Consider the following 18,914-nt stretch of genomic DNA (forward strand, 5'->3'; position numbering starts at 1 on the left):
CGTTGTGACCTGGATGCGCGTCACTGCCTCACTCATGCTTCCTTCAACTCCAGTGCGTCCAGCGCGATGTCGGTGACTTCTTCGGGCGTACGGCCGTCGGTGGCCACGACCGCCGTGGCGATCGACTCGTACAGGTGGCGGCGCGCCTCCATCAGCTCGCGCCACTGCTTGCGCGGGTTGACCGCGAGCAACGGGCGCGCGGCGTTCAGGCCGGTGCGCTTGACGGCCTCCTCGACGTCCATCGACAGGTACAGCACCCGCTGCCCGGCCAGCAGCGAGCGGGTGTCCTCGTCGAGGATCGAGCCGCCGCCGAGCGCCAGGACACCGTCGTGCCCGGCGAGCGCCCGTGCCACGGCGGCCTTCTCGATCGCCCGGAAGACCGGCTCGCCCTCGTCGACGAAGATCTCCGCGATCGTGCGGCCCTGCTCGGCGACGATGTCGTCGTCGGTGTCCCGATAGCCGACGCCCAGCCGCTCGGCCAGCAGCCGCCCGACGGTGGACTTGCCCACGCCCATCGGGCCGACCAGGACGACCACGGGGGTCATCGGATGGCCAGGTTGTCGAGGTAGGACCGCACGTTGCGGCGGGTCTCGGGCACGCTGTCGCCGCCGAACTTCTCCGCCACCGCGTCCGCCAGCACCAGCGCCACCATCGCCTCGGCCACGATCCCGGCGGCCGGGACCGCGGACACGTCCGAGCGCTGGTGGTGGGCCTGCGCGGCCTCACCGGTGGTCACGTCCACCGTCTGCAGGGCCCGCGGCACGGTCGCGATCGGCTTCATCGCCGCCCGCACCCGCAGCAGCTCACCCGTGGACAGCCCGCCCTCGGTACCGCCCGAACGGCCCGACGTGCGCCGGATGCCCTCAGGGGTGTTCACGATCTCGTCGTGCGCCTTCGACCCGGGCACCCGCGCCAGCTCGAACCCGTCCCCGAGCTCGACCCCCTTGATCGCCTGGATGCCCATCAGGGCACCGGCCAGCCGGGCGTCCAGCTTGCGGTCCCAGTGCACATGCGAGCCCAGGCCCACCGGCACACCGTAGGCCAGGATCTCCACCACGCCACCGAGGGTGTCGCCGTCCTTGTGCGCCTGGTCGACCTCGGCCACCATCGCCTTCGACGTGTCCGCGTCCAGGCAGCGCAGCGGATCGGCGTCCAGCCGCTCCACGTCGGCCGGCGTCGGGTACACCCCGGCCGGAGCCTTCACCGAGCACAGCTCGACGACATGGCTGACGATCTCGATGCCGGCCGTCTCCTTCAGGTACGACCGGGCCACCGCACCCAGCGCCACCCGGGCCGCCGTCTCCCGCGCCGAGGCCCGCTCCAGGATCGGCCGGGCCTCGTCGAAGCCGTACTTCTGCATCCCCGCCAGATCCGCGTGGCCGGGCCGCGGCCGGGTCAGCGGGGCGTTGCGCGCCAGGCCCGCCAGGATCTCCGGGTCGACGGGATCGGCCGACATCACCTGCTCCCACTTCGGCCACTCGGTGTTGCCCACCATGATCGCGACCGGTGACCCCAGGGACAGACCATGACGGACACCGCCGAGGAAGGTGACCTGGTCCTGCTCGAACTTCATCCGGGCACCGCGGCCATAGCCCAGCCGACGCCTTGCCAAGTGGTCCGCCACCAACTCCGTGGGGATCGGAACACCGGCGGGAAGACCCTCCAGCGTCGCCACGAGTGCGGGACCGTGGGACTCCCCCGCGGTCAGCCAGCGCAACCTGCCCAATTGCTTTCCTCCTCCGTGTATTAGGGGAGCTTTGACACTCGCGCTCCGTTGAAGACGCTTCATTGTCTTCGCGGTACCGGCCCAGCGACCGTGCGGCGGACGCCGCTGTCCGAAGGGCGGCAAGCGACTCGGGAGAAGGGTCAGGCGTATGGCCAGGCCGTCCTTCAAGCAGTGGTGAAGACGCAACCACGGTGCTCGTTCGTCGCCTCTGGCACGCCATTTGGATTCGTTTGGCAGTCTTACGAGTTCAATCAGGGCTTGATGACGACCTTCCCGGCAGCCTCACCGGCGGCCATGCGCATTAGACCAGCTGGCACGACTTCCTCCAGGCTGATGACCGAGTCGATCGACGTGACGGCGATCTCCGGGTGATCGTGGAGCAGGGCGAGTGCCTCGGGCAGGTCCTGGTCGCAGATGTGCACCTTCGACGTCGACATCCGGATCTCGTCGAGGACGAGCCTGGTCAGGTTGAGAGGAGAGGGGTCGCGGTGCAGTCCGACCAGTCGAATGTGACCCCCGCGGCTCACAGCGTCCATGGCGGTCTGAAGCCCATGGGGAACGCCGGAGGTCTCGATGACGATGTCCGCACCGTCACCGCCCGTGGCCCGCCGGATCACGGTGGCAGCGTCCTCGCGGGAAGCGTCGACCAGTAGCGAACAACCGCTCTGGCTGGCGATCCGCAGTCGCGCCGCGGAGACATCGACACCGATGGTCTCGATGCCCCACGCGGTACAGGCAGCCACGGCCAGCGAGCCGATTCCGCCCAGCCCGATCACCGCGACTCTCATGCCTGGTTCGACTCCGGCGCCGCGTACCGCGTGCAGTGCGACGGCGAGCGGCTGCGCCATGATTGCGACATCCGCCGGGCAGCTTTTGACGGACCGGCTGATACGCGCGGGCACGTTCACCCGCTCAGCCAGGCCGCCGTCCACGTGCAGTCCCACCGTGTAGTAAGCAGCGCACAGGTTCGTCCGTCCCGCCCGGCACCACCGGCACGTCCCGCAGGAGACCCCCGATCCCGGTACGACCACGTCTCCGGGGGCGAACTCAGTGGCTTCCGCTCCCATGTCCACCACCCGCCCGACCATCTCGTGGCCGAGCACCAGCGGGCCGTGATGGCCACTGGCGGGATGCGGGGCGGTCAGGGGGATCAGGTGCGGCCCGGAGGCGAACTCGTCTGCGTCGGTCCCGCAGATACTGGCCCGCAGGATTTCCAGCTGGATCTCGTGTGGCGCCGGCGGCGGCGGATCGGGCCATTCCTGTACTCGAACATCGCGTTGCCCGTGGTATACGGCAGCAAGCATTGGGCTGGTCTCTCCTCGGGATCCGGGAGTGGTGATAAGGCCGACGACGGGGGGAGATCCTGAGGTCATTCCAGGCCGAGGGCCTGGCGCATGGGACGCAACTTGGCGACCGTCTCCTCGTACTCGTCCTGTGGGTTGGAATCGGCGACGATGCCGCAACCGGCGTACAGGGATGCTGTGTTTTCTCGGACCAGCGCGCAGCGGATGGCGACGGCGAACTCGCCCTGTCCGAGGGCGTCGCTCCAGCCGACGGTTCCCGCATACCACCCGCGTTCCAGGCCCTCGTTGTGCTTGAGCCAGCTCAGCGACTCCTTGCGCGGGTGTCCGCCGAGTGCGGGTGTGGGGTGGAGGCGTTCGACGAAGTGCAGGATGCCGAGACCACGTCGGACGTCGTGTCCTTCCACGAAGGTCGCCAGGTGCTGAACGTTGGCCAGTTTGAGCACGCTCGGTCCGGTGCCCGTGTTGACCTGCCCGCTCATGGGGCGCAGTGCGTCGACCAGCATGCGCACCACAATGTCGTGCTCGTGTCGAATCTTGGTGCTGCCCGCCAGTTGTTGCTCTAGTTCGGCGTCGAGCGCGGGAGTCGAGCCACGGGGTGCGGTGCCAGCGAGTCCGAGGGCGCGTACAGTGCCGCTGCTGAGGCGGACCAGATATTCGGGGGTGGCGCCGAAGAATGTGTGGCCGTCGTGTTCCACCGCGAATAGGGTGGCGTCGGAGTAGGTGCGGCTCAGGCGGTCCAGCGCCGCTGGAAGGTCGAAGGGCCTGTCGGCACTCACCCGGACCTCGCGGGCGAGGACTACCTTCTCGAAGGTGCCAGCGCGGATGTGGTCCACGGCCTGTGTGACCAGGCCCCTCCACTGTTCGGCCGAGGGCAGGTCTCGAACCTGCGATGACAGGCGGCCGGCCAACGTTGAGCTGGATTCGGGGCGTGGGGCAAAGCGCTCAGGCAGGCACTCCTCGGCCAGGTGGATCAGGGTCTTGGCGGTCTGCTCGGGGTCGTCCCCTGGATGGATGACGGCGTTGAGACGCAATTCCGCCATCGGGGCCAGACCGGCGCTGCCACGTATCTGCAGGGACGGCACCCACATGAGCGCCTCAGGCAGGGCAGCCGTCGGTGATGCTCCCGCTGACGTCGCTGTTGCGGCGAAGGAGAATCCGCCTACGAGAAGCGGACCCTGGCCAGTCGGCAGAGCCTCGTCCTGCTGGCCCCCCGTCACGGCGTCGCGGATTAGCCGCTCCCAAGACGCCCGAGTGGCTGGGATCCGGTCCTTGCCGCGTTCGGTCAAATCGTGCGCCGTGCCGAGCGCGACGAGCGATCCGCGGTCCCATGCCGACCGCCACAGTAGAGAGCGGTCGATCCGTGTACGGCCGTGGGCCCACAGGGCAATGGGATCGGTGTGCCGTAACCGAGTGGCCCAGCTGGCGAGCACCGGCTGCTGCTTGCTCTGCGCGGTATGTGCTGCACGGTGGCAGACATCGAGCAAGTCGTCGTGGGAGGCGTGCCCCAGCAGGGGCAGGGCGGTGGTACCGGAGAGTGCGGGCATGATCAGTACACCCCTTCCACGACCGAGGCTGCGCCTTCGGCGGCCAGCGGACGGACGTCCGCCACACCGTCCTGCGGATAGGTATCTGTGGGCTCGATGCGCAAGGCTGAGTCGCGCTCCAGCGTCCACGGCAGCAGCACGTCCCGGGAGAGCAGGCTGATCCGGGCCTGTCCACGCTCGTTGTAGGCCACCTCCCGGGTGGTTTCCTGCGGGTCCACCAGCCGTACCCTGCTGAAGGGGTGGTACGGGACGAAGACACAGCTGTGCGTGCCATCGGCCGGGGTCCTCGGCCGTTGCGGGGCGATGCCCATCATGGTGTTGCCGTACAGGCCGACGACCGCGGCGTCGGGAAAGAGCTCGTTCTCCAGCAGGTGCAGTGTCTCGGCGCTAATGCTCGTGCCGGCCCAGATGATGCCGCGGACACGGCTGCGGACCAGATCGAGCACGTCGTCCTGGGAGGCAATGGCCTCCAGGACTGGCGGGGTGGCAAAGATTACGGAGACGGGCTGAGTGCGCAGAATGTCGCGGGCTTGATCGAGGATGTGCTGGACGTAGCGGCCCACGTCATCGGATTGCCGCTGTTTCGCGCGTTGCTTGACCCAGCGCGGATCGAAGTCGATGTAGTGGCAGAAGGTACGGCGCAGCTGAGCGAGCAGACCGATCGAACGGCCCACGATGTGCGGTCCGGTGGGCCCGATGTGCAGCCAGTTGCCGGCACCCTCGCCGGGCACACCGTGCTCGTCGAGGACCGTGCTCACCCAGTGGACGCCGGCGCGCCGGGACTGCGATTCCACGATGCGCTTGGGCCGGCCGGTGGTACCTCCGCTGTCGAAGACTTGGAAGTCCCAGGTGGAGCGGTCCACACCAGCGGGTACCAGGGCGTCGACGGGAATGTCCCGCCACTCCTCGCTGACGTCGGGAAAGCGGTCGAGGTCGGCCCAGGTCCTGATGTCGCGCAGTGGGTCGAAGGGGAGCTCAGCGGCGCGCTTGACCCAGAACGGTGACCCGGTGGCCGGGGAGAAGTGCCACTCCATCGCGGCCTGGACGAACTCGTCCGGGGGGAGGTCGGCGGTGAACGGCTCGAACGTGTCCTTGGACATCCTCTGCCTCCGAGAGTCAGACCTGGGTGAGGTAGGGCGTACGCGGCTGGACGAGGGTGCGTCCGACGGCTTCCACGACCGGCTTGAGCTGGTCCACGAGGACCGCGAACTGGTCACCGTCCAGTGCCTGGGCCCCGTCGCACAGGGCGGCGGCTGCGTCGGTGTGAACGTCGATCAGCAGGCCGTCCGCGCCGCACGCGGCGGCGGCCAGGGACATAGGCCCTACAAGGTGCGGCCGGCCGGTGCTGTGGCTCGGGTCGACGACCACCGGCAGATGGGTAAGCCGTTTGGCCTCGGCGACCGCACTCAGATCCAGCGTGAAGCGGGTGCTGCGCTCATAGGAGCGGATGCCGCGCTCGCATAGCACCACATCGCCGTTGCCCATGTGCATGAGGTATTCCGCGGCGAGCAGCCACTCATCGACGGTGGCCGACATACCCCGCTTGAGCAGAACGGGACGGCCGGAGCGGCCGGCCTCACGCAGTAGGCCGAAGTTCTGCATGTTGCGCGTGCCGATCTGGAGCATGTCGCTCTCCTCGGCGACCCGTTCCACATCCTCGGGGGTGACGACCTCGGTGACCACGGGCAGACCGGTGCGGCTGCGCTGCTCGGCCAGCAGAGCCAGGCCCGCGACGCCGAGCCCCTGAAAGCTGTAGGGGGAGGTGCGCGGCTTGAACGCACCTCCGCGCAGCATCACGGCGCCACCGGCAACCGCGGCATCCACGACGGTTGTCATCTGTTGTTGGTTTTCCACGGCGCAGGGGCCGGCGATCACCACGAACCCCTTGCCGCCGATGATCACGCCGTCCGGTCCGCCTACCGCCACCCGGGTGTTCTGCGGTGAGTAGTGGCGGCTGGTCAACCGCTGCGCCCCGGGGACCAGAACCACCCGGTCGACACCGCCCGCAGTCTGCACGGCGGATGCCAGCTCACGTGTACCGGACTCCTCGGCGATCAGCACCGTGACGCCCTCCGTCACCCCGAATACAGGGCGTACACCCTTTTCTCTGAGTAACGTGCCCACCCTTTCGGCTTGGTCCTGCGTTGCCTCTCGGCTCATCACCACGATCATGAATGCCCTCCATGGGGCTGTCTGTGCGGGCTGTCCGGCGCCGCTCGCCCGGGGAGCGAAGAGTGCGGGCGGACCCCGCGGCGCGCCTCGACAGAACTCTTACGAACGGGCCGATCCTCCATTGCCCGAACCAGGGTGTCAATGGGGGTTGTCAACTCAAGTTAATGGTGCTCAAATCGCTGTGCCCCTCCGGCCGGGGAACGGCCGAGCCCGCATCGCGTATGGAGGCGTACAGGTGAAGATGATCGACATCAGCCAGGGTTGGTACGAAGGAATGCCCTCGTACGACGCACCCTGGTACCCGAAGTTCGGCGTGCGGCGGGCCATGAGTCCCGAGACCGACCCGTCGAAGACCGGCCGTACCTTCTCCGATCTCCAGCTCTTCCCGCACAACGGCTCCCACGTGGAGTCCGGGTACCACTTCTACGACGACCGGGAGAAGATCGACGAGGTTCCGCTGGAGACGTTCGTCGGCCGTGTCTGCATCGCCGATCTGTCGTACAAGCGCGATCTCGAACCGGTCACCGGAGAGGACCTGGAGAAGGCCCTGCATGGGGTGTGGCAGCCCGGGGACCGCCTGCTGATCCGCACCGACCACCCCCTGCGCTATCTGGGGCGCGAGGACTACTGGGACAACCCGCCCTATCTCACCCTCTCGGCCGCCGACTGGGCGGCCGAGAACAACGCGGTGCTCGTCGGCATGGACTGCATCACCGAGCGCCCCGACGACCGCAGCGGTCAGGTGCACCGGCGGCTGCTCGCGGCCGGCATCCCGATCCTGGAGAACATCCAGAACCTGGACCAGATCAGTACCCCCACCGCCCAGCTCATGGCACTCCCGATCAAGATCGCCGGCGTCGAAGCGGCCCCGGTGCGCGCCGTCGTCTTCGAGGGCTGGCCCGCCTGACGCGCCCTGCCCCGGCCGGTCTCGGCCCGTACCGGAGGAATCGATCTGACGTGTTGTCCATACCCTTAGTTCGCCAAGGCGTCGAAAGCACCTCGCGTGACACTCACACCCTGCACTCTGTCACCGGAGAGGCTCTGGCGACCGTCCATGAGGCCCCTCCTCTGCTGACCCGGCTGACAGCAAAGGCCATGCGTGCGGTGCCCGAACCCGGCCCCGACGAACTCGCCACGGTGCTTGCGGAGGCCGGTCGGATCTTTGCCACGGAGACCATCGAAGGCCAGACCCCCGACAGCTACTGCCACCAGCAGGCCCTGGCCGCAGGCGTCCCGGTCGGCGTCCCGCGTCGCACCCTGGACCGGCTGAAGCACGAGCTGGGGCTTCTGCCCGAAGTAGTCGGCATGCAACGGCCGATCGGCGCGGCGCCGGGCCACACGGCCCGCTGGGGTCGGCGCGGGTCCGTGCTGGGCGTGGTCGCCCCCAGTAACCACCCGGCCACGCATCTCGGCTGGCTGAAGGCTGTGGCCCTCGGCTACGGCGTCGCCGTGCGGCCCGGCGCCCGCGATCCGATCACGCCCTTACGGTTGGTCAGGGCACTGCTCCAGGCCGGGCTCCCGGCCGGACTGCTGAGCCTGCTGCCCGGCCCGCACGCCGCAGCCGACACGCTCGTCACCACCGCCGATCTGGCGCTGGTGTACGGAAGCGAGAGCACAGTGGCACGGCTGCGCGGCAACAGCCGGGTCTTGGTTCATGGCCCCGGCCGCAGCAAGATCCTGGTGGACGCTCACATGGATGACGGCCTGCTCGACCATCTCGTAGCCGAGATCGCCGAGGACGGCGGGGTCCGTTGCACGAACACCAGTGTCGTACTCACCTCGGGCGACCACCGCGCGCTGGCCACCGCGCTGGCCGAGAGGCTGGCCGCACTACCCGTACGGCCGGTAACCGATCCGGACGCCGCCCTACCGGCCCGGCCGGTCAAGGAAGCGCGGGCTCTGCGGCAGACGCTCGTTGCAGCTGCCGAGGGCGCACAGGAGTTGACGGAGCCGTACTACGACGGTGAGCCGACGCCCCTCGTCGACGGCGACGCGGCCGTGCTGCGGCCCGCAGTGGTCTGCGTGGACCGCTCCGACCACCCCGGACTGCGCACCGAACTGCCCTTCCCCTGCGTCTGGGTGGCGCCCTGGCACGCGGCCGACGGCATCGGGCCGCTGCGCGACTCCCTGGTCGTGACGTTGCTCGGCACCGATCCGGCGCTGACGGACGAGGCCCTGCGCACGCCTTCGATCCGCACGGTCGTCCACGGCCGGGTCCCCGGCTGGTGGCGCGACCCGTATCTGCCCCACGAAGGCTATGCCGGCCAGTTCCTCAGGGACGTACGCGGCTATGTCGTGCCGGGCGGGGAGAACTCATGACACTGCAGAACAAACGTGTGTTGGTCACCGGCGCGTCCGGGGACCTCGGCAGGGCCATGGCTTACAGATTCCTCGACCTCGGGGCCGACCTCGCCCTCCAGTACCGCAGCAATTCCGCGGTCCTAGAACCCGTCCTGCGCGCGGCGCGGAATGCAGGCCGTGACGCGTTCGCGGTCGCCGCGGATCTCGCCGAGCCGGACGGTCCCGACCAGTTGGCGGCCGCCGTCCTTGCACGGTGGTCGACAGTTGACGGATTGGTCAATAACGCCGGCGGAGCCAGGCCGCAGCCGTTCGAAGAGATCACCGCCACGGCCTGGGAGCAGGCACTGAGGCTCAACCTCACCGCGCCGTTCCGGCTGATGCAACTGCTGCTGCCGGTCCTGTGCAAGGAGGGCGGCTCGGTGGTGAACATATCCAGCGTCGCCGCGCTGACCGGTGGTGCGTTCGGACCGCAGTACGCCGCGACCAAGGCTGGCCTGATCGGGCTGACCCGCAGTGCAGCCCGCGACCTCGGGGTCCATGGAGTCCGGGTGAACGCCCTCGCGCCGGGGCCAGTGGACTCGGCGATGACTTCCTCGCTGGACGGCCCGGTGCTCGACGGCATCATCCGCACCACCGCCCTGCGCCGGCTCGTCGACCCCCTGGAGGTCGCGGACGCCGCCGCTTTCCTGCTGAGCACCGGGACTGCCGTGTCCGGACAGACCCTCGTCGTGGATGCAGGGCGCCACTTCGTCTGACGACTCCTCAGCAACTCCCGGCAATCGCCAACGATATGGAGACTGTGACATGTACGTACTCGGCATCAACCTGAGCCACGACCGCGCCGCCTGCCTGCTCAAGGATGGCCGGATCGTGGCGGCGGTCGAGGAGGAGCGGCTGGACCGGCTCAAGCACTCCGAGGGATTCATCATCCACGGCCACTTCGAGAAGCTCTCGAAGGTCCTGCCGATGAAGGCGATCACCTATTGCCTCGACGCTGCCGACATCGGCATCGACGATGTGGACTTGGTGGTCGGCAACCGGCCGCTGGGCGATGAGGCCCGCGACCGGATCCTGCGGGAGCTGCCGATCCGGGACAAGAGCAAGATCCACAGCCTGCCGATGCCGTCGCACCACCTCACCCACGCCTACGCCGGCTATCTCGCCTCCCCTTTTGAGGACGCCGCGGTCCTGGTCGTCGACGGCGTCGGCAGCAAGGTGCCGGGCACCGGACGCATCGAGAAGCACACCATCTTCGATGGCGAGGGCACCTCTCTGCAGCGGGTCCACGCCGAGACCTTCCCGGAGGACTGGAGCGAGGTGGGCCTCGGCCTCTTCTACAGCTTCTTCTCCGCGAAGCTCGGCTTCGTCACCCGCTGGGGCCACCCCACCTTCGGCGACTTCGGCTGCGGCGGCTACACCGAAGCCGGCAAGACCATGGGACTGGCTCCCTACGGCCGGCCCCGGCCCGAATGGCAGCGGTTGCTCACCGTCAAGGAGGGCAACGTAGTGGTGCGTACCGAGGACATGGAGAAAGCCTGGGACGCCTGGTACGCCTCTGACGGCAACGGTTACGACGCCAAGCAGAAGGGCGCCTGGCAGCACCAGTTCGCCAAGGACGTCGCCTACAAGATCCAGACCGAGACCGAGGAGGCGATGCTGGAGCTCGCCCGGTACGCCCATGAGGTAACCGGACGCGCCAAGCTCTGCCTCACCGGCGGTGTCGCCTTGAACTCCGTGGCCAACCAGCGGATTGTCGCCGAGGGCCCGTTCGACGAGGTCTACATCCTGCCGCCGGCCGGGGACGCGGGCACCGCAATCGGCGCCGCCTACTACGGCTACTACGCGATCGCGGGTGGCACGGAGCGGCACCCGATGCGCTCAGGCTCCACCGGCCGCAGCTACTCCGAGCAGGAGATCGAGGAGGCTGTGCGGGAGGTCGGCGCGCAGGTCGAGTCGCGCCGGGCCGAGGTGGCTGAGGTCGCACAACTCCTGGCCCAGCATCGACTCATCGGCTGGTTCCAGGGTGGTTCGGAGATCGGACCGCGGGCGCTCGGACACCGCAGCATGCTCGCCGACCCGCGCCACCCGGAGATCCGCGACTACCTCAACGAGGTCGTCAAGCACCGCGAGGTCTTCCGGCCGTTCGCACCCTCGGTCCTGAGCGAGGAAGCGGACAACTGGTTTGACATGCACGGCGACAGCCCGTTCATGCTGCTCGTGCCCGAGGTCCTGGAGAGCCGCCGCGACCAGGTTCCGGCCATCACTCACGTGGATGGCACGGCACGGGTGCAGACTGTCGAGCCGGACGTCAACCCCCGCTATCACGAGCTGATTTCACACTTCGCTGAGCTGACCGGGGTGCCCCTAGTGCTGAACACCTCGTACAACGACGCCGGTGAGCCCATCGTGGAGACGCCCGCAGACGCCGTCAGGACCTTCTTGAACACCGAGCTCGACCATCTGTACATCGGCGATCTGCTGCTGACCAAGCCGGGCCGTGAACTCACCGACCGACACCCGAGTCGGCAGCCCCTGGCATGACAGTACGACAGATCAGATCCGCCACAGCCAAACAGCTGCTCGATGAGGTGCTCGCCGAACTGCTCGCCTCGGCCGACCAGCGCGACCCCCTTGACTCCGCCATCATCGCGGCGGTCGAAGGAGCCACGCTGATCGCGCACGCGGCCGAGGAAGCTGGCCGCAAGGACGGCGAGGGCGAGGCGGTGGAGCTGGCGAAGGAGGCCCTGGGCGCAATGCGGGCCTCCGTGATCGCAACCACGGTGTCGGTACGGACCTTGGCGGACCGGCGGCGAGAGCAAGTCCTCGCTGAGCCCGCCGGCCGCCAGGCGTGACAGTACGGGCAGCGAACCGGCTGACAGTCTCATTGTCATGACGAGAAGGAGTGGCCTTCCCCATGGCCTCACAAGCTCTCGCACCTCACGCGTTCCACCACGCTCCGGCTCAGCCGCCCGGTCCCGCGATGGAGGACCGTCCAGTTCTCCTACTGGTAGGTGACGAGACCTGCGATCACAGCTGGGCCCGGCTTGCCATCGAGCGCCGTTACCGCCTGCTGTCCCCACCCGCAGAGAGCGGCGGGCAGTATGTTGTCCCGCCCAGCGCTCGAGGGGTCGTCACTTTCCGCGAGGACACAGTGGATCGGGCGCTCTCCCTCGCCGAGAGCGCCGGCCTGCCCACGGCGCCCCTGCGGACGGCTGTCCACCGCCGGGACGTGGAAAGGCAGCGGCCTTTCCCGTCCGACGGGTCCACCTCGGCAACGGCGCTGACAGCAATTGTTGTCAGCGCCGTCCTGGACGGCCGGGTGTCACCGCTCTTCCTGGCCCGTCCGGAACGGGAAGCCAGGCACAGCGGCTACGTGGTCGAGGGCGCCGACCCGCTGCTGCGCCACACAAGTGTCACCGAGGCCGTCTGTGCGGCACACCAGGATTCCGGCATCCACTGTGGCCTGACTGCCACAGAGATCCACGTCGCCGGGTGGGGCAACGGCCTAAGGACTGTGAACCCACGCGTCAACGGCTTGCTCGGCACGGACCCCTTACTACGGGCCGGGTCGCTGGCGACCGGAATCGACTGCGCACTCATCTGGGCCGACCTCGCGGCTGGCGCTGAACCCGATCTCATTCCTCGCCGCAACAGCGCGGCCGCCGTGCGTTTCATTTACCTGGAGCCCGAACTCGTCTCCCCTACAGCAGACTTGAACATCGATGACCTGCCGGGTGGCATCTGGGAGGTCCATCTCGTGGCGACCGGGAACGCCGCTGGCGAACCGGGCTCCATCGCCCAAGCCCTCCTAGCCGTCGCGGTCGGCGAGAACGCGGCAGCATGCCGACGGGCTCTCGATCTCCTGCCCGGCGCATCGCGGCTGCGGCACCGTCCCCGGCCGACGTACACCGACGAACGGAACCAACGGAGAATCCATGCCTGAATCCCGCGTACTGCTGATGATCGCGGCCTCGCTTAACCCGGACCTGCTGCGTACGCCGCATGAGATGGGTCTGGAAGTAGTGCTCACCGCTGCAGTGGCCCCAGCGGACGACAGTCTGTACGACGTCCACCTGGCCGTGGACGAGCTGGACGAGGAAGCGGTGCTTGCCGCAGTCCGCGACTACCTCGGGCACGGTGGACGTATCGACGCCGTGGCCACCTTCCACGAGGGTGCTCTGCACGTGGCGGCACGGGTCGCCGCCGAATTGGGCCTGCCGGGCAATTCACCGGAAGCGGTGCGTGCCATGCGCGACAAGTTCCTGACCGGGCAGCGGCTCACTGAGGCCGGAGTGGCCACGCCCGGGACCAGGGTCGCCAACGTCTTCTCCGAAGCTCAGGCGGCTGCTGCCGAACTTGGCTTCCCGCTGGTCCTCAAGCCCCAGGCCAGTGCGGCCAGCCAGGGTGTGACCAAGGTAGCGAACGAGACGGAACTCAAGGCTGCGTTCGACAACATCACCGGCCTCTATGAACCCGAAGCCTTCCATGACGGCGGGTATTCAGTTCCCAACGTGGCCCACATCTACGCCTATCCGCAAGCGCAGGGCGTACTGATCCAGGAGTACGTGTCCGGCGAGGAGTTCGCCGTGGACATGGTGTACGGCGACGGCGAGTACCGCCTGTTGGCCATCCACGACAAGCCGTACCCTTTTGCAGAACCGCACTTCATAGAGGGTGCGTACGCCACTCCTTCGGTCCTGTCGGAGAGCGAACAGACGCTGTTGGTCGACACCGCCGTCGCCGCGCTGAAGGCACTGGGGGCCACAGTCGGCGGAGCCCATGTGGAACTGAGGCTCACCGACGAAGGACCGAAGATCATCGAGGTGAACGGGCGCCTCGGTGGCACAACTGCCTTCGTCCAAGAGTCGATCCGGGAATCGACCGGCGTGTGGGGCCCTAGGGAGTATCTGCGGGCGGTGCTCGGGGAGCCCTTGGAGTTCGCTACCAAGGCACAGCCCACCCCTGCCGGGTTTGCACCGCTGCTGGCCAACCGCAGCGGTGAGATCGCCCGTTTCGCGGGCGTCGATGAGGTGATGGACGTGCCGGGCGTGATCGGGGTGCGCTGGATGGCCAAGCCGGGTGACCAGGTGGTCATCAAATACCCGGAGAATCCCGTCTCCTGCTACGCCCTGATCCTCGCCCGAGGTGAGACCCGTGAACAGGTCCTCTCGGCGCTGGAGGGCGCCGAGAAAGTCCTGGAACCCGTTTATACCGACTGACCGGGGGACTTGTAGCGATGACGAGCCAGACAGATGGACGGCGTACGCGTCACACCGTCGGCGAGGACCCGGCGAGCGATGCGGTTCGGGGCCCCCATATGCCGGATTCAGTGCCACCAGCCCCACTGCGGCAGCGGCACCTGACCATGATCGGTCTCGGCGGAGCGATCGGCTCCGGCCTCTTCGTGGGCTCTGGAGCCGGCGTCGCAGTGGCGGGGCCCGGCATCCTCATCAGCTTCGTGCTGGCTGGGCTGCTTTCCGTGCTCGTCATGCGAATGATGGGCGAGCTGTCGGTGGCGCTGCCGTCGGCTGGCTCGTTCTCGGTCCACGCCGAACGAGCTTGGGGCAGCTGGGCGGGGTTCACCGTGGGTTGGCTCTACTGGTGTCTGATCGTCGTGGTATTGGCCATCGAGGCCACGGGTGCGGCAGTGATCGTGCATGGGTGGGTACCGGCCGTGGACACATGGGTCTGGGTCCTTCTCTTCATGGCCGTGCTCACGGTTGCCAATGTGGCGGCTGTCGGTACCTTCGGCGAGTTCGAGTTCTGGTTTGCATCCCTCAAAGTCGCCGCGATCATCGGATTTCTCGTCCTCGGCGTGCTGGCGATCGTGGGATGGCTGCCGGGCGAAAAGGCGATCGGACTGGCCCATCTGACAGATCATGGGGGGCTTTTCCCGCATGGCTGGCATGGGGTGCTGTCCGGGCTGTTGGTCGTGGTCTTCTCGTTCGGCGGCATGGAGGTCGTCACCTTCGCAGCCGCGGAGTCTGCGGATCCCGTCCGCGGGCTGAGCAGGGCCATGCGCAGTGTCGTATGGCGGCTGCTGTTGTTCTACATCGGCTCGGTAGCGGTCATCGTCACTGTGCTCCCGTGGAACGACAGCAAGGTGGGGCAGAGTCCGTTCGTCGCGGTGTTGGACCGTATCGGCTTGCCCGGAGCCCCCCAGCTGATGAACGTCGTGCTACTGGCTGCATTGCTGTCGGCCCTCAACGCCAACCTCTACGCAGCGTCGCGCATGCTCTGTTCCCTGGCCGAGCGGCGGCAGGCGCCGAATATGCTTCGCCGCCTCTCGCGCAACGGCGTACCTCGCCTTGCCGTACTGGCCTCGGTGGCCTTCGGGTTCGTCTCGGTACTGTTGAACTTCAAGTGGCCCGACAGCGTGTTCCTGTGGATGCTCAACTCGGTGGGCGCCATCGCGTTGGTGGTTTGGATCGCGGTGGCCGCGACGCAGTTGCGCTTGCGTACCGAGCTGGAGCGCGTAGCGCCAGAGCGACTTGCGGTCCGAGTCTGGGGCTACCCCGGTCTGACGGTACTGGCGCTGCTTGCGATGGGCACGGTTCTCGTCCTGTTGGCGGCCGATAAGGGCACACGTCCGCAGGTGGTGGGCACTGGAATCCTGAGTGCCGCAGTCCTCACGGTCGGGGTGCTACAGCAGCGGCGCCGCGCGAACTCCCGAGAGGGCTAGCCTCGAGCGGACATGGGGGTGCGGACATGCCCAGTCGTGTCCGCACCCTGCCGCTTCACGGGCGGTGCTCGATGGGTGCGTCTGCTCCGAGCAGTTCCCCGAGAGTCTCCTCCAGCCAAGCGCGCTCGGCTCGCTGTGACACCCGGGCCATGAGAAGCATGCCCCTGCGGTAGCGGTCCTCTTCGTCCTTGATCCGCACGGGTGTGCCGGACCGGCTGAAGAAGCTGCCCGGCGCGGTCAGGAATTCCAGCCGCCGGCGTAGCACGACTGCCTGCTGCTCGGGATCCGGCATCTGGCTGAGGAAAGCCAGCAGCGTGAAGAACGAAGCGCCGTCGGTGATCTCGCTCTCCTTCGGGTTACCCAGCCGTCGTAGCAGCTCGGTGCGGCCGGCGGGCGTGAGCCGCAGGACCTGCCGTGGCGGTGCGCTGTCACCGGGCTCGGCCTGGCGTTCCAAGTGTCCAGCTTGGCGCAACCGTTTGATGGCTGGGTAGAGCGCCCCGTCGCTCACCGGCCGGTTGTGGCCGATCAGGTCGGAGATACGGCGGCGCAGCTCGTAGGCGTGCATGGGGCGTTCTGCCAGGAAGCCGAGGATTGAGAGGGTCAGCACAGTCTTCCTTCGTTGTCTGGACGACGGGTGCCGCGTCGTTCGGCGTGAGCGCCGAGTGCAAGTCTCTTCTACCTCTATTAGAGTGACACGAATCGAGCTACTCTGTCTTCGCGGCCAGACTGGGAGAAGAGTGGGGGAAGAGAGAGGGAATGCGTGTCCGACCGTCCGACGATGCAAGCGATGGTGGTGGAGCACCCCGGTGGGCCCGAGGCGCTGCAACCGCGTGAGCTTCCCCATCCAGAGCTGCGAGACGGTTGGGCACTGGTCCGCGTGATGGCGCTCGGGCTGAACCGTTCAGAGCTTTTCACTCGCCGCGGGCTCTCTCCCACTGTTGGATTTCCTCGTGTCTTGGGCATTGAGTGTGTTGGGATCGTGGAATCCTCGTCCGACCCTGGCTTATCAGCGGGCACTACGGTCGCTGCAGCGATGGGCGGCATGGGACGGCAGTTCGACGGCAGTTATGCGCAGTACACCCTGCTGCCCACGGCCCAGCTCATGCCCGTGAGCTCACACCTACCGTGGCATGTCCTTGCAGCCGTCCCAGAGTCCTTCCTCACGGCCTATGGCTCCTTGGAGGCTCTGGAACCGCTGCCGGGGCACCGGCTCCTGATCCGTGCTGCCACATCATCCGTGGGCATGGCGGCACTCGCCCTCGCCACGGGGCGGGGCGTGGAAGTGGCGGCCACTACACGGGATCCTGGCAAGGCGCCGAAGCTGCTTCAGCATGGGGCTGACCACGTCGTAATCGACCAGGGCGGCAGCCTCCGTAACGAAGTCCTCGCCATTTGGCCCGATGGTGCCGACCGAGTATTGGACCTTGTCGGAGGCACGGCAGTCCTCGACTCGTTGCGCCTACTGGCGGTTGGCGGTCGGGTGTGCAACTCGGGCATCCTCTCCGACAGCTGGATCATCCCCGAGTTCGAGCCACTTGAGGACATTCCCTCTGGAGTAACGTTGACCACTTTCTCCAGTAGTTCCATCAACAGCGGTGACTGGGCGCGGCACGCCCTTCAACAGCATCTCGACGAGATCAGCAAGGGCAGCCGCCAGGTCGTGATCGACCGCGTCTTCTCGCTCGACGAGATCCCCGCTGCGCATCACCACATGGAAGCCAATCGAGCCCTTGGAAAGGTTGTGGCCGTTGTCCAGCACCCCTGACAGTCGGCAGATATCCAGGGAGGGCAAACTGCTCACCCCTGCCGCCACACGCCGAGCGCTGTTGGGGCTGGGTGTTCCGGTCTACTTCGAGTTGCTCTCCGGGGTGGTCGCCGGCATCGTCGACACCGTCTGGGTAGCCCGTCTCGGAGAAGCAGCGGTCGGCGCTGTGGCAGTCGCGAGCACCCTGGAGAACGTGCTGCTTGGTGTCATCCTCATGGCAAATGTTGGGACGACAGTACTGATCGCGGATGCCCTCGGGGGGCGCCGACGGGCGGAGTTGCCTGTCGCGATCCGGGCTGCGGGGACCCTCTGGCTGGCTATCACGCCAGTCGTCGCCTTGGGCGGGTTCTTCTTCCGCGACCAAGTGGCCCAGCTCTTAGTGGGGAGCGGTGACAGTGAAGTCCACCAACTGGCTTCGGAATTCTTCGCCATCTCATTCCCCGGCATGGCAGTCTTCTTCGCCCAGAATGTCGTCGACGGGATCTTCAAGGGTACGGGGGACACTCGGACACCGATGAGGATGGCGATCCTTGCCAACGCCTGCATCATCGTCCTTGATCCATTGCTGATCTACGGAATCGGCGTGCTCCCGAAGATGGGCGTCCAGGGCGCCGCGCTCGGGATGATGCTGGGCAGGGCTGTCGCCCTCAGCGTGGGCCTCGTTCTGCTGCGGCGCAAGCGCCTCGGTGACACCCGCGGAGAGACCACAACCCTCCGCTGGCGCGCTGCGCTGCGCCGTATTTTGAGCGTCGGGCTCCCAGTGTCGGGGGACTTCGTGCTGCGCATGGGCATCAGCGCTGCCCTGGTCGGCATCGTCGCCAGGTTCGGCGAGGATCCTCTCGCCGCCTACGGCATCGGCATCAAGATGATTCTCTTCGTCACCATGGCCTTCTACGCCTTCCGGCAAGCAGGCAGCATCCTCACTGCCCGCACTCGTGGCTCCGGGCAGAACGCGGACCGGGTCATCGGCCAACAGAGCCTGTTGCTCGCCACAGCGGTAGGCGCAGGTGCCGGACTGATCCTTGCGTTGGGTGGACGATTGATCATGAGCTTCTTCAGCGATGCCACGTCAGTTGTTGACTCTGGTGAAGTCCTCTTGTGGTATCTCTTTCCGTACCTTGTCCTGCTTGCTGGCGTGGTAGGGCTGGGCGGTGTGTTCATGGGCGGCAGCCATGCCCGTTCCCTGCTCTGGGTCACTGTGCTCGGCGCATGTGTGCAACTGCCGCTTGCGTATGTGCTGAGCTCCATGCCGGCTCTTGACGTCCACGGCGTGTGGCTGTCCATGATCATCGGCACGGCGGCCCAGTACATCATGACGGCACTGCTCTTCCGGCGCCTGGTAGGCGCAGGCAAGTCAGGAACCAAGCGTGGCCACGTCGAGCAACAGCCAGCTACAGTTGACAACTGTTAGAGGGACGAG

General features: G+C 67.3%; 17 protein-coding genes. 10 read left to right on the top strand and 7 right to left on the bottom strand.

Annotated features, from left to right (window positions below; translation table 11 throughout):
* Nucleotides 1-32: 32 nt before the first annotated feature.
* From ACGFWE_RS41165 to aroF, 6 genes are all read right to left on the bottom strand, one after another.
* A complete protein-coding gene (locus ACGFWE_RS41165) occupies nucleotides 33-545 on the bottom strand; it encodes a shikimate kinase (protein ID WP_393605594.1) in 513 nt (170 codons plus the stop codon).
* Nucleotides 542-1,726, bottom strand: coding sequence for a chorismate synthase (gene aroC, locus ACGFWE_RS41170; RefSeq protein WP_393605596.1), 1,185 nt, complete (start codon nucleotides 1,724-1,726; stop codon nucleotides 542-544). Before aroC ends, ACGFWE_RS41165 begins: the two co-directional genes overlap by 4 nt.
* 251 nt (nucleotides 1,727-1,977) lie before the next feature.
* On the bottom strand, nucleotides 1,978-3,099 hold the full coding sequence (locus tag ACGFWE_RS41175; protein WP_393605598.1) for a zinc-binding dehydrogenase: 1,122 nt from the start codon (nucleotides 3,097-3,099) through the stop codon (nucleotides 1,978-1,980).
* Entirely contained in the window at nucleotides 3,096-4,574 is a 1,479-nt protein-coding gene (locus ACGFWE_RS41180; RefSeq protein WP_393605600.1) for an isochorismate synthase MenF, read from the bottom strand. Before ACGFWE_RS41180 ends, ACGFWE_RS41175 begins: the two co-directional genes overlap by 4 nt.
* Before the next feature lie 2 nt (nucleotides 4,575-4,576).
* The gene (locus tag ACGFWE_RS41185; RefSeq protein WP_393605602.1) at nucleotides 4,577-5,674 is read right to left on the bottom strand and encodes a phenazine biosynthesis protein; all 1,098 of its coding nucleotides are present in this window, start codon (nucleotides 5,672-5,674) and stop codon (nucleotides 4,577-4,579) included.
* 16 nt (nucleotides 5,675-5,690) lie between these two features.
* Entirely contained in the window at nucleotides 5,691-6,746 is a 1,056-nt protein-coding gene (gene aroF / locus ACGFWE_RS41190; protein ID WP_393605604.1) for a 3-deoxy-7-phosphoheptulonate synthase, read from the bottom strand.
* A gap of 241 nt (nucleotides 6,747-6,987) precedes the next feature.
* Here aroF and ACGFWE_RS41195 point away from each other — a divergent pair, with 241 nt between their 5' ends.
* From ACGFWE_RS41195 to ACGFWE_RS41230, 8 genes are all read left to right on the top strand, one after another.
* Entirely contained in the window at nucleotides 6,988-7,653 is a 666-nt protein-coding gene (locus ACGFWE_RS41195) for a cyclase family protein (RefSeq protein ID WP_393605677.1), read from the top strand.
* Nucleotides 7,654-7,841: 188 nt separating this feature from the next.
* On the top strand, nucleotides 7,842-9,065 hold the full coding sequence (locus ACGFWE_RS41200; RefSeq protein ID WP_393605606.1) for an aldehyde dehydrogenase family protein: 1,224 nt from the start codon (nucleotides 7,842-7,844) through the stop codon (nucleotides 9,063-9,065).
* Nucleotides 9,062-9,802: an SDR family NAD(P)-dependent oxidoreductase gene (locus ACGFWE_RS41205; protein ID WP_393605608.1), complete on the top strand. Its 741-nt coding sequence runs from the start codon at nucleotides 9,062-9,064 to the stop codon at nucleotides 9,800-9,802. Before ACGFWE_RS41200 ends, ACGFWE_RS41205 begins: the two co-directional genes overlap by 4 nt.
* 49 nt (nucleotides 9,803-9,851) lie before the next feature.
* Complete coding sequence (locus ACGFWE_RS41210) at nucleotides 9,852-11,588, top strand: carbamoyltransferase (protein ID WP_393605610.1); 1,737 nt, start codon at nucleotides 9,852-9,854, stop codon at nucleotides 11,586-11,588.
* Nucleotides 11,585-11,899: a hypothetical protein gene (locus ACGFWE_RS41215; protein WP_393605612.1), complete on the top strand. Its 315-nt coding sequence runs from the start codon at nucleotides 11,585-11,587 to the stop codon at nucleotides 11,897-11,899. The genes ACGFWE_RS41210 and ACGFWE_RS41215 overlap by 4 nt, the downstream gene beginning before the upstream one ends.
* A 128-nt stretch (nucleotides 11,900-12,027) precedes the next feature.
* Nucleotides 12,028-12,990, top strand: coding sequence for a hypothetical protein (locus ACGFWE_RS41220; RefSeq protein ID WP_393605614.1), 963 nt, complete (start codon nucleotides 12,028-12,030; stop codon nucleotides 12,988-12,990).
* Complete coding sequence (locus ACGFWE_RS41225; protein ID WP_393605616.1) at nucleotides 12,983-14,266, top strand: ATP-grasp domain-containing protein; 1,284 nt, start codon at nucleotides 12,983-12,985, stop codon at nucleotides 14,264-14,266. Before ACGFWE_RS41220 ends, ACGFWE_RS41225 begins: the two co-directional genes overlap by 8 nt.
* Before the next feature lie 98 nt (nucleotides 14,267-14,364).
* Nucleotides 14,365-15,729, top strand: coding sequence for an amino acid permease (locus ACGFWE_RS41230; RefSeq protein WP_393605679.1), 1,365 nt, complete (start codon nucleotides 14,365-14,367; stop codon nucleotides 15,727-15,729).
* 55 nt (nucleotides 15,730-15,784) lie between these two features.
* Here the strand turns inward: ACGFWE_RS41230 and ACGFWE_RS41235 are convergent, their stop codons facing one another.
* Nucleotides 15,785-16,336: a PadR family transcriptional regulator gene (locus ACGFWE_RS41235; RefSeq protein WP_393605618.1), complete on the bottom strand. Its 552-nt coding sequence runs from the start codon at nucleotides 16,334-16,336 to the stop codon at nucleotides 15,785-15,787.
* 153 nt (nucleotides 16,337-16,489) lie between these two features.
* Here ACGFWE_RS41235 and ACGFWE_RS41240 point away from each other — a divergent pair, with 153 nt between their 5' ends.
* Both ACGFWE_RS41240 and ACGFWE_RS41245 read left to right on the top strand, forming a co-directional pair.
* Nucleotides 16,490-17,494 carry a zinc-binding dehydrogenase gene (locus ACGFWE_RS41240; RefSeq protein WP_393605620.1) on the top strand — a complete coding sequence of 335 codons (1,005 nt, stop codon included), beginning with the start codon at nucleotides 16,490-16,492 and terminating at the stop codon, nucleotides 17,492-17,494.
* Complete coding sequence (locus tag ACGFWE_RS41245; RefSeq protein ID WP_393605621.1) at nucleotides 17,478-18,905, top strand: MATE family efflux transporter; 1,428 nt, start codon at nucleotides 17,478-17,480, stop codon at nucleotides 18,903-18,905. The genes ACGFWE_RS41240 and ACGFWE_RS41245 overlap by 17 nt, the downstream gene beginning before the upstream one ends.
* The last annotated feature ends 9 nt before the right edge of the window (nucleotides 18,906-18,914 follow it).

The organism is Streptomyces sp. NPDC048523, assembly GCF_043199815.1.
Lineage (GTDB): Bacteria > Actinomycetota > Actinomycetes > Streptomycetales > Streptomycetaceae > Streptomyces.

Coding starts and splice junctions, on each gene's coding strand:
- ACGFWE_RS41165 (WP_393605594.1), bottom strand. CDS start 545: ATGACCCCCGTGGTCGTCCTGGTCGGCCCGATGGGCGTGGGCAAGTCC.
- ACGFWE_RS41175 (WP_393605598.1), bottom strand. CDS start 3,099: ATGACCTCAGGATCTCCCCCCGTCGTCGGCCTTATCACCACTCCCGGA.
- ACGFWE_RS41180 (WP_393605600.1), bottom strand. CDS start 4,574: ATGCCCGCACTCTCCGGTACCACCGCCCTGCCCCTGCTGGGGCACGCC.
- ACGFWE_RS41185 (WP_393605602.1), bottom strand. CDS start 5,674: ATGTCCAAGGACACGTTCGAGCCGTTCACCGCCGACCTCCCCCCGGAC.
- aroF (WP_393605604.1), bottom strand. CDS start 6,746: ATGATCGTGGTGATGAGCCGAGAGGCAACGCAGGACCAAGCCGAAAGG.
- ACGFWE_RS41195 (WP_393605677.1), top strand. CDS start 6,988: ATGATCGACATCAGCCAGGGTTGGTACGAAGGAATGCCCTCGTACGAC.
- ACGFWE_RS41200 (WP_393605606.1), top strand. CDS start 7,842: ATGCGTGCGGTGCCCGAACCCGGCCCCGACGAACTCGCCACGGTGCTT.
- ACGFWE_RS41205 (WP_393605608.1), top strand. CDS start 9,062: ATGACACTGCAGAACAAACGTGTGTTGGTCACCGGCGCGTCCGGGGAC.
- ACGFWE_RS41210 (WP_393605610.1), top strand. CDS start 9,852: ATGTACGTACTCGGCATCAACCTGAGCCACGACCGCGCCGCCTGCCTG.
- ACGFWE_RS41215 (WP_393605612.1), top strand. CDS start 11,585: ATGACAGTACGACAGATCAGATCCGCCACAGCCAAACAGCTGCTCGAT.
- ACGFWE_RS41220 (WP_393605614.1), top strand. CDS start 12,028: ATGGAGGACCGTCCAGTTCTCCTACTGGTAGGTGACGAGACCTGCGAT.
- ACGFWE_RS41225 (WP_393605616.1), top strand. CDS start 12,983: ATGCCTGAATCCCGCGTACTGCTGATGATCGCGGCCTCGCTTAACCCG.
- ACGFWE_RS41230 (WP_393605679.1), top strand. CDS start 14,365: ATGCCGGATTCAGTGCCACCAGCCCCACTGCGGCAGCGGCACCTGACC.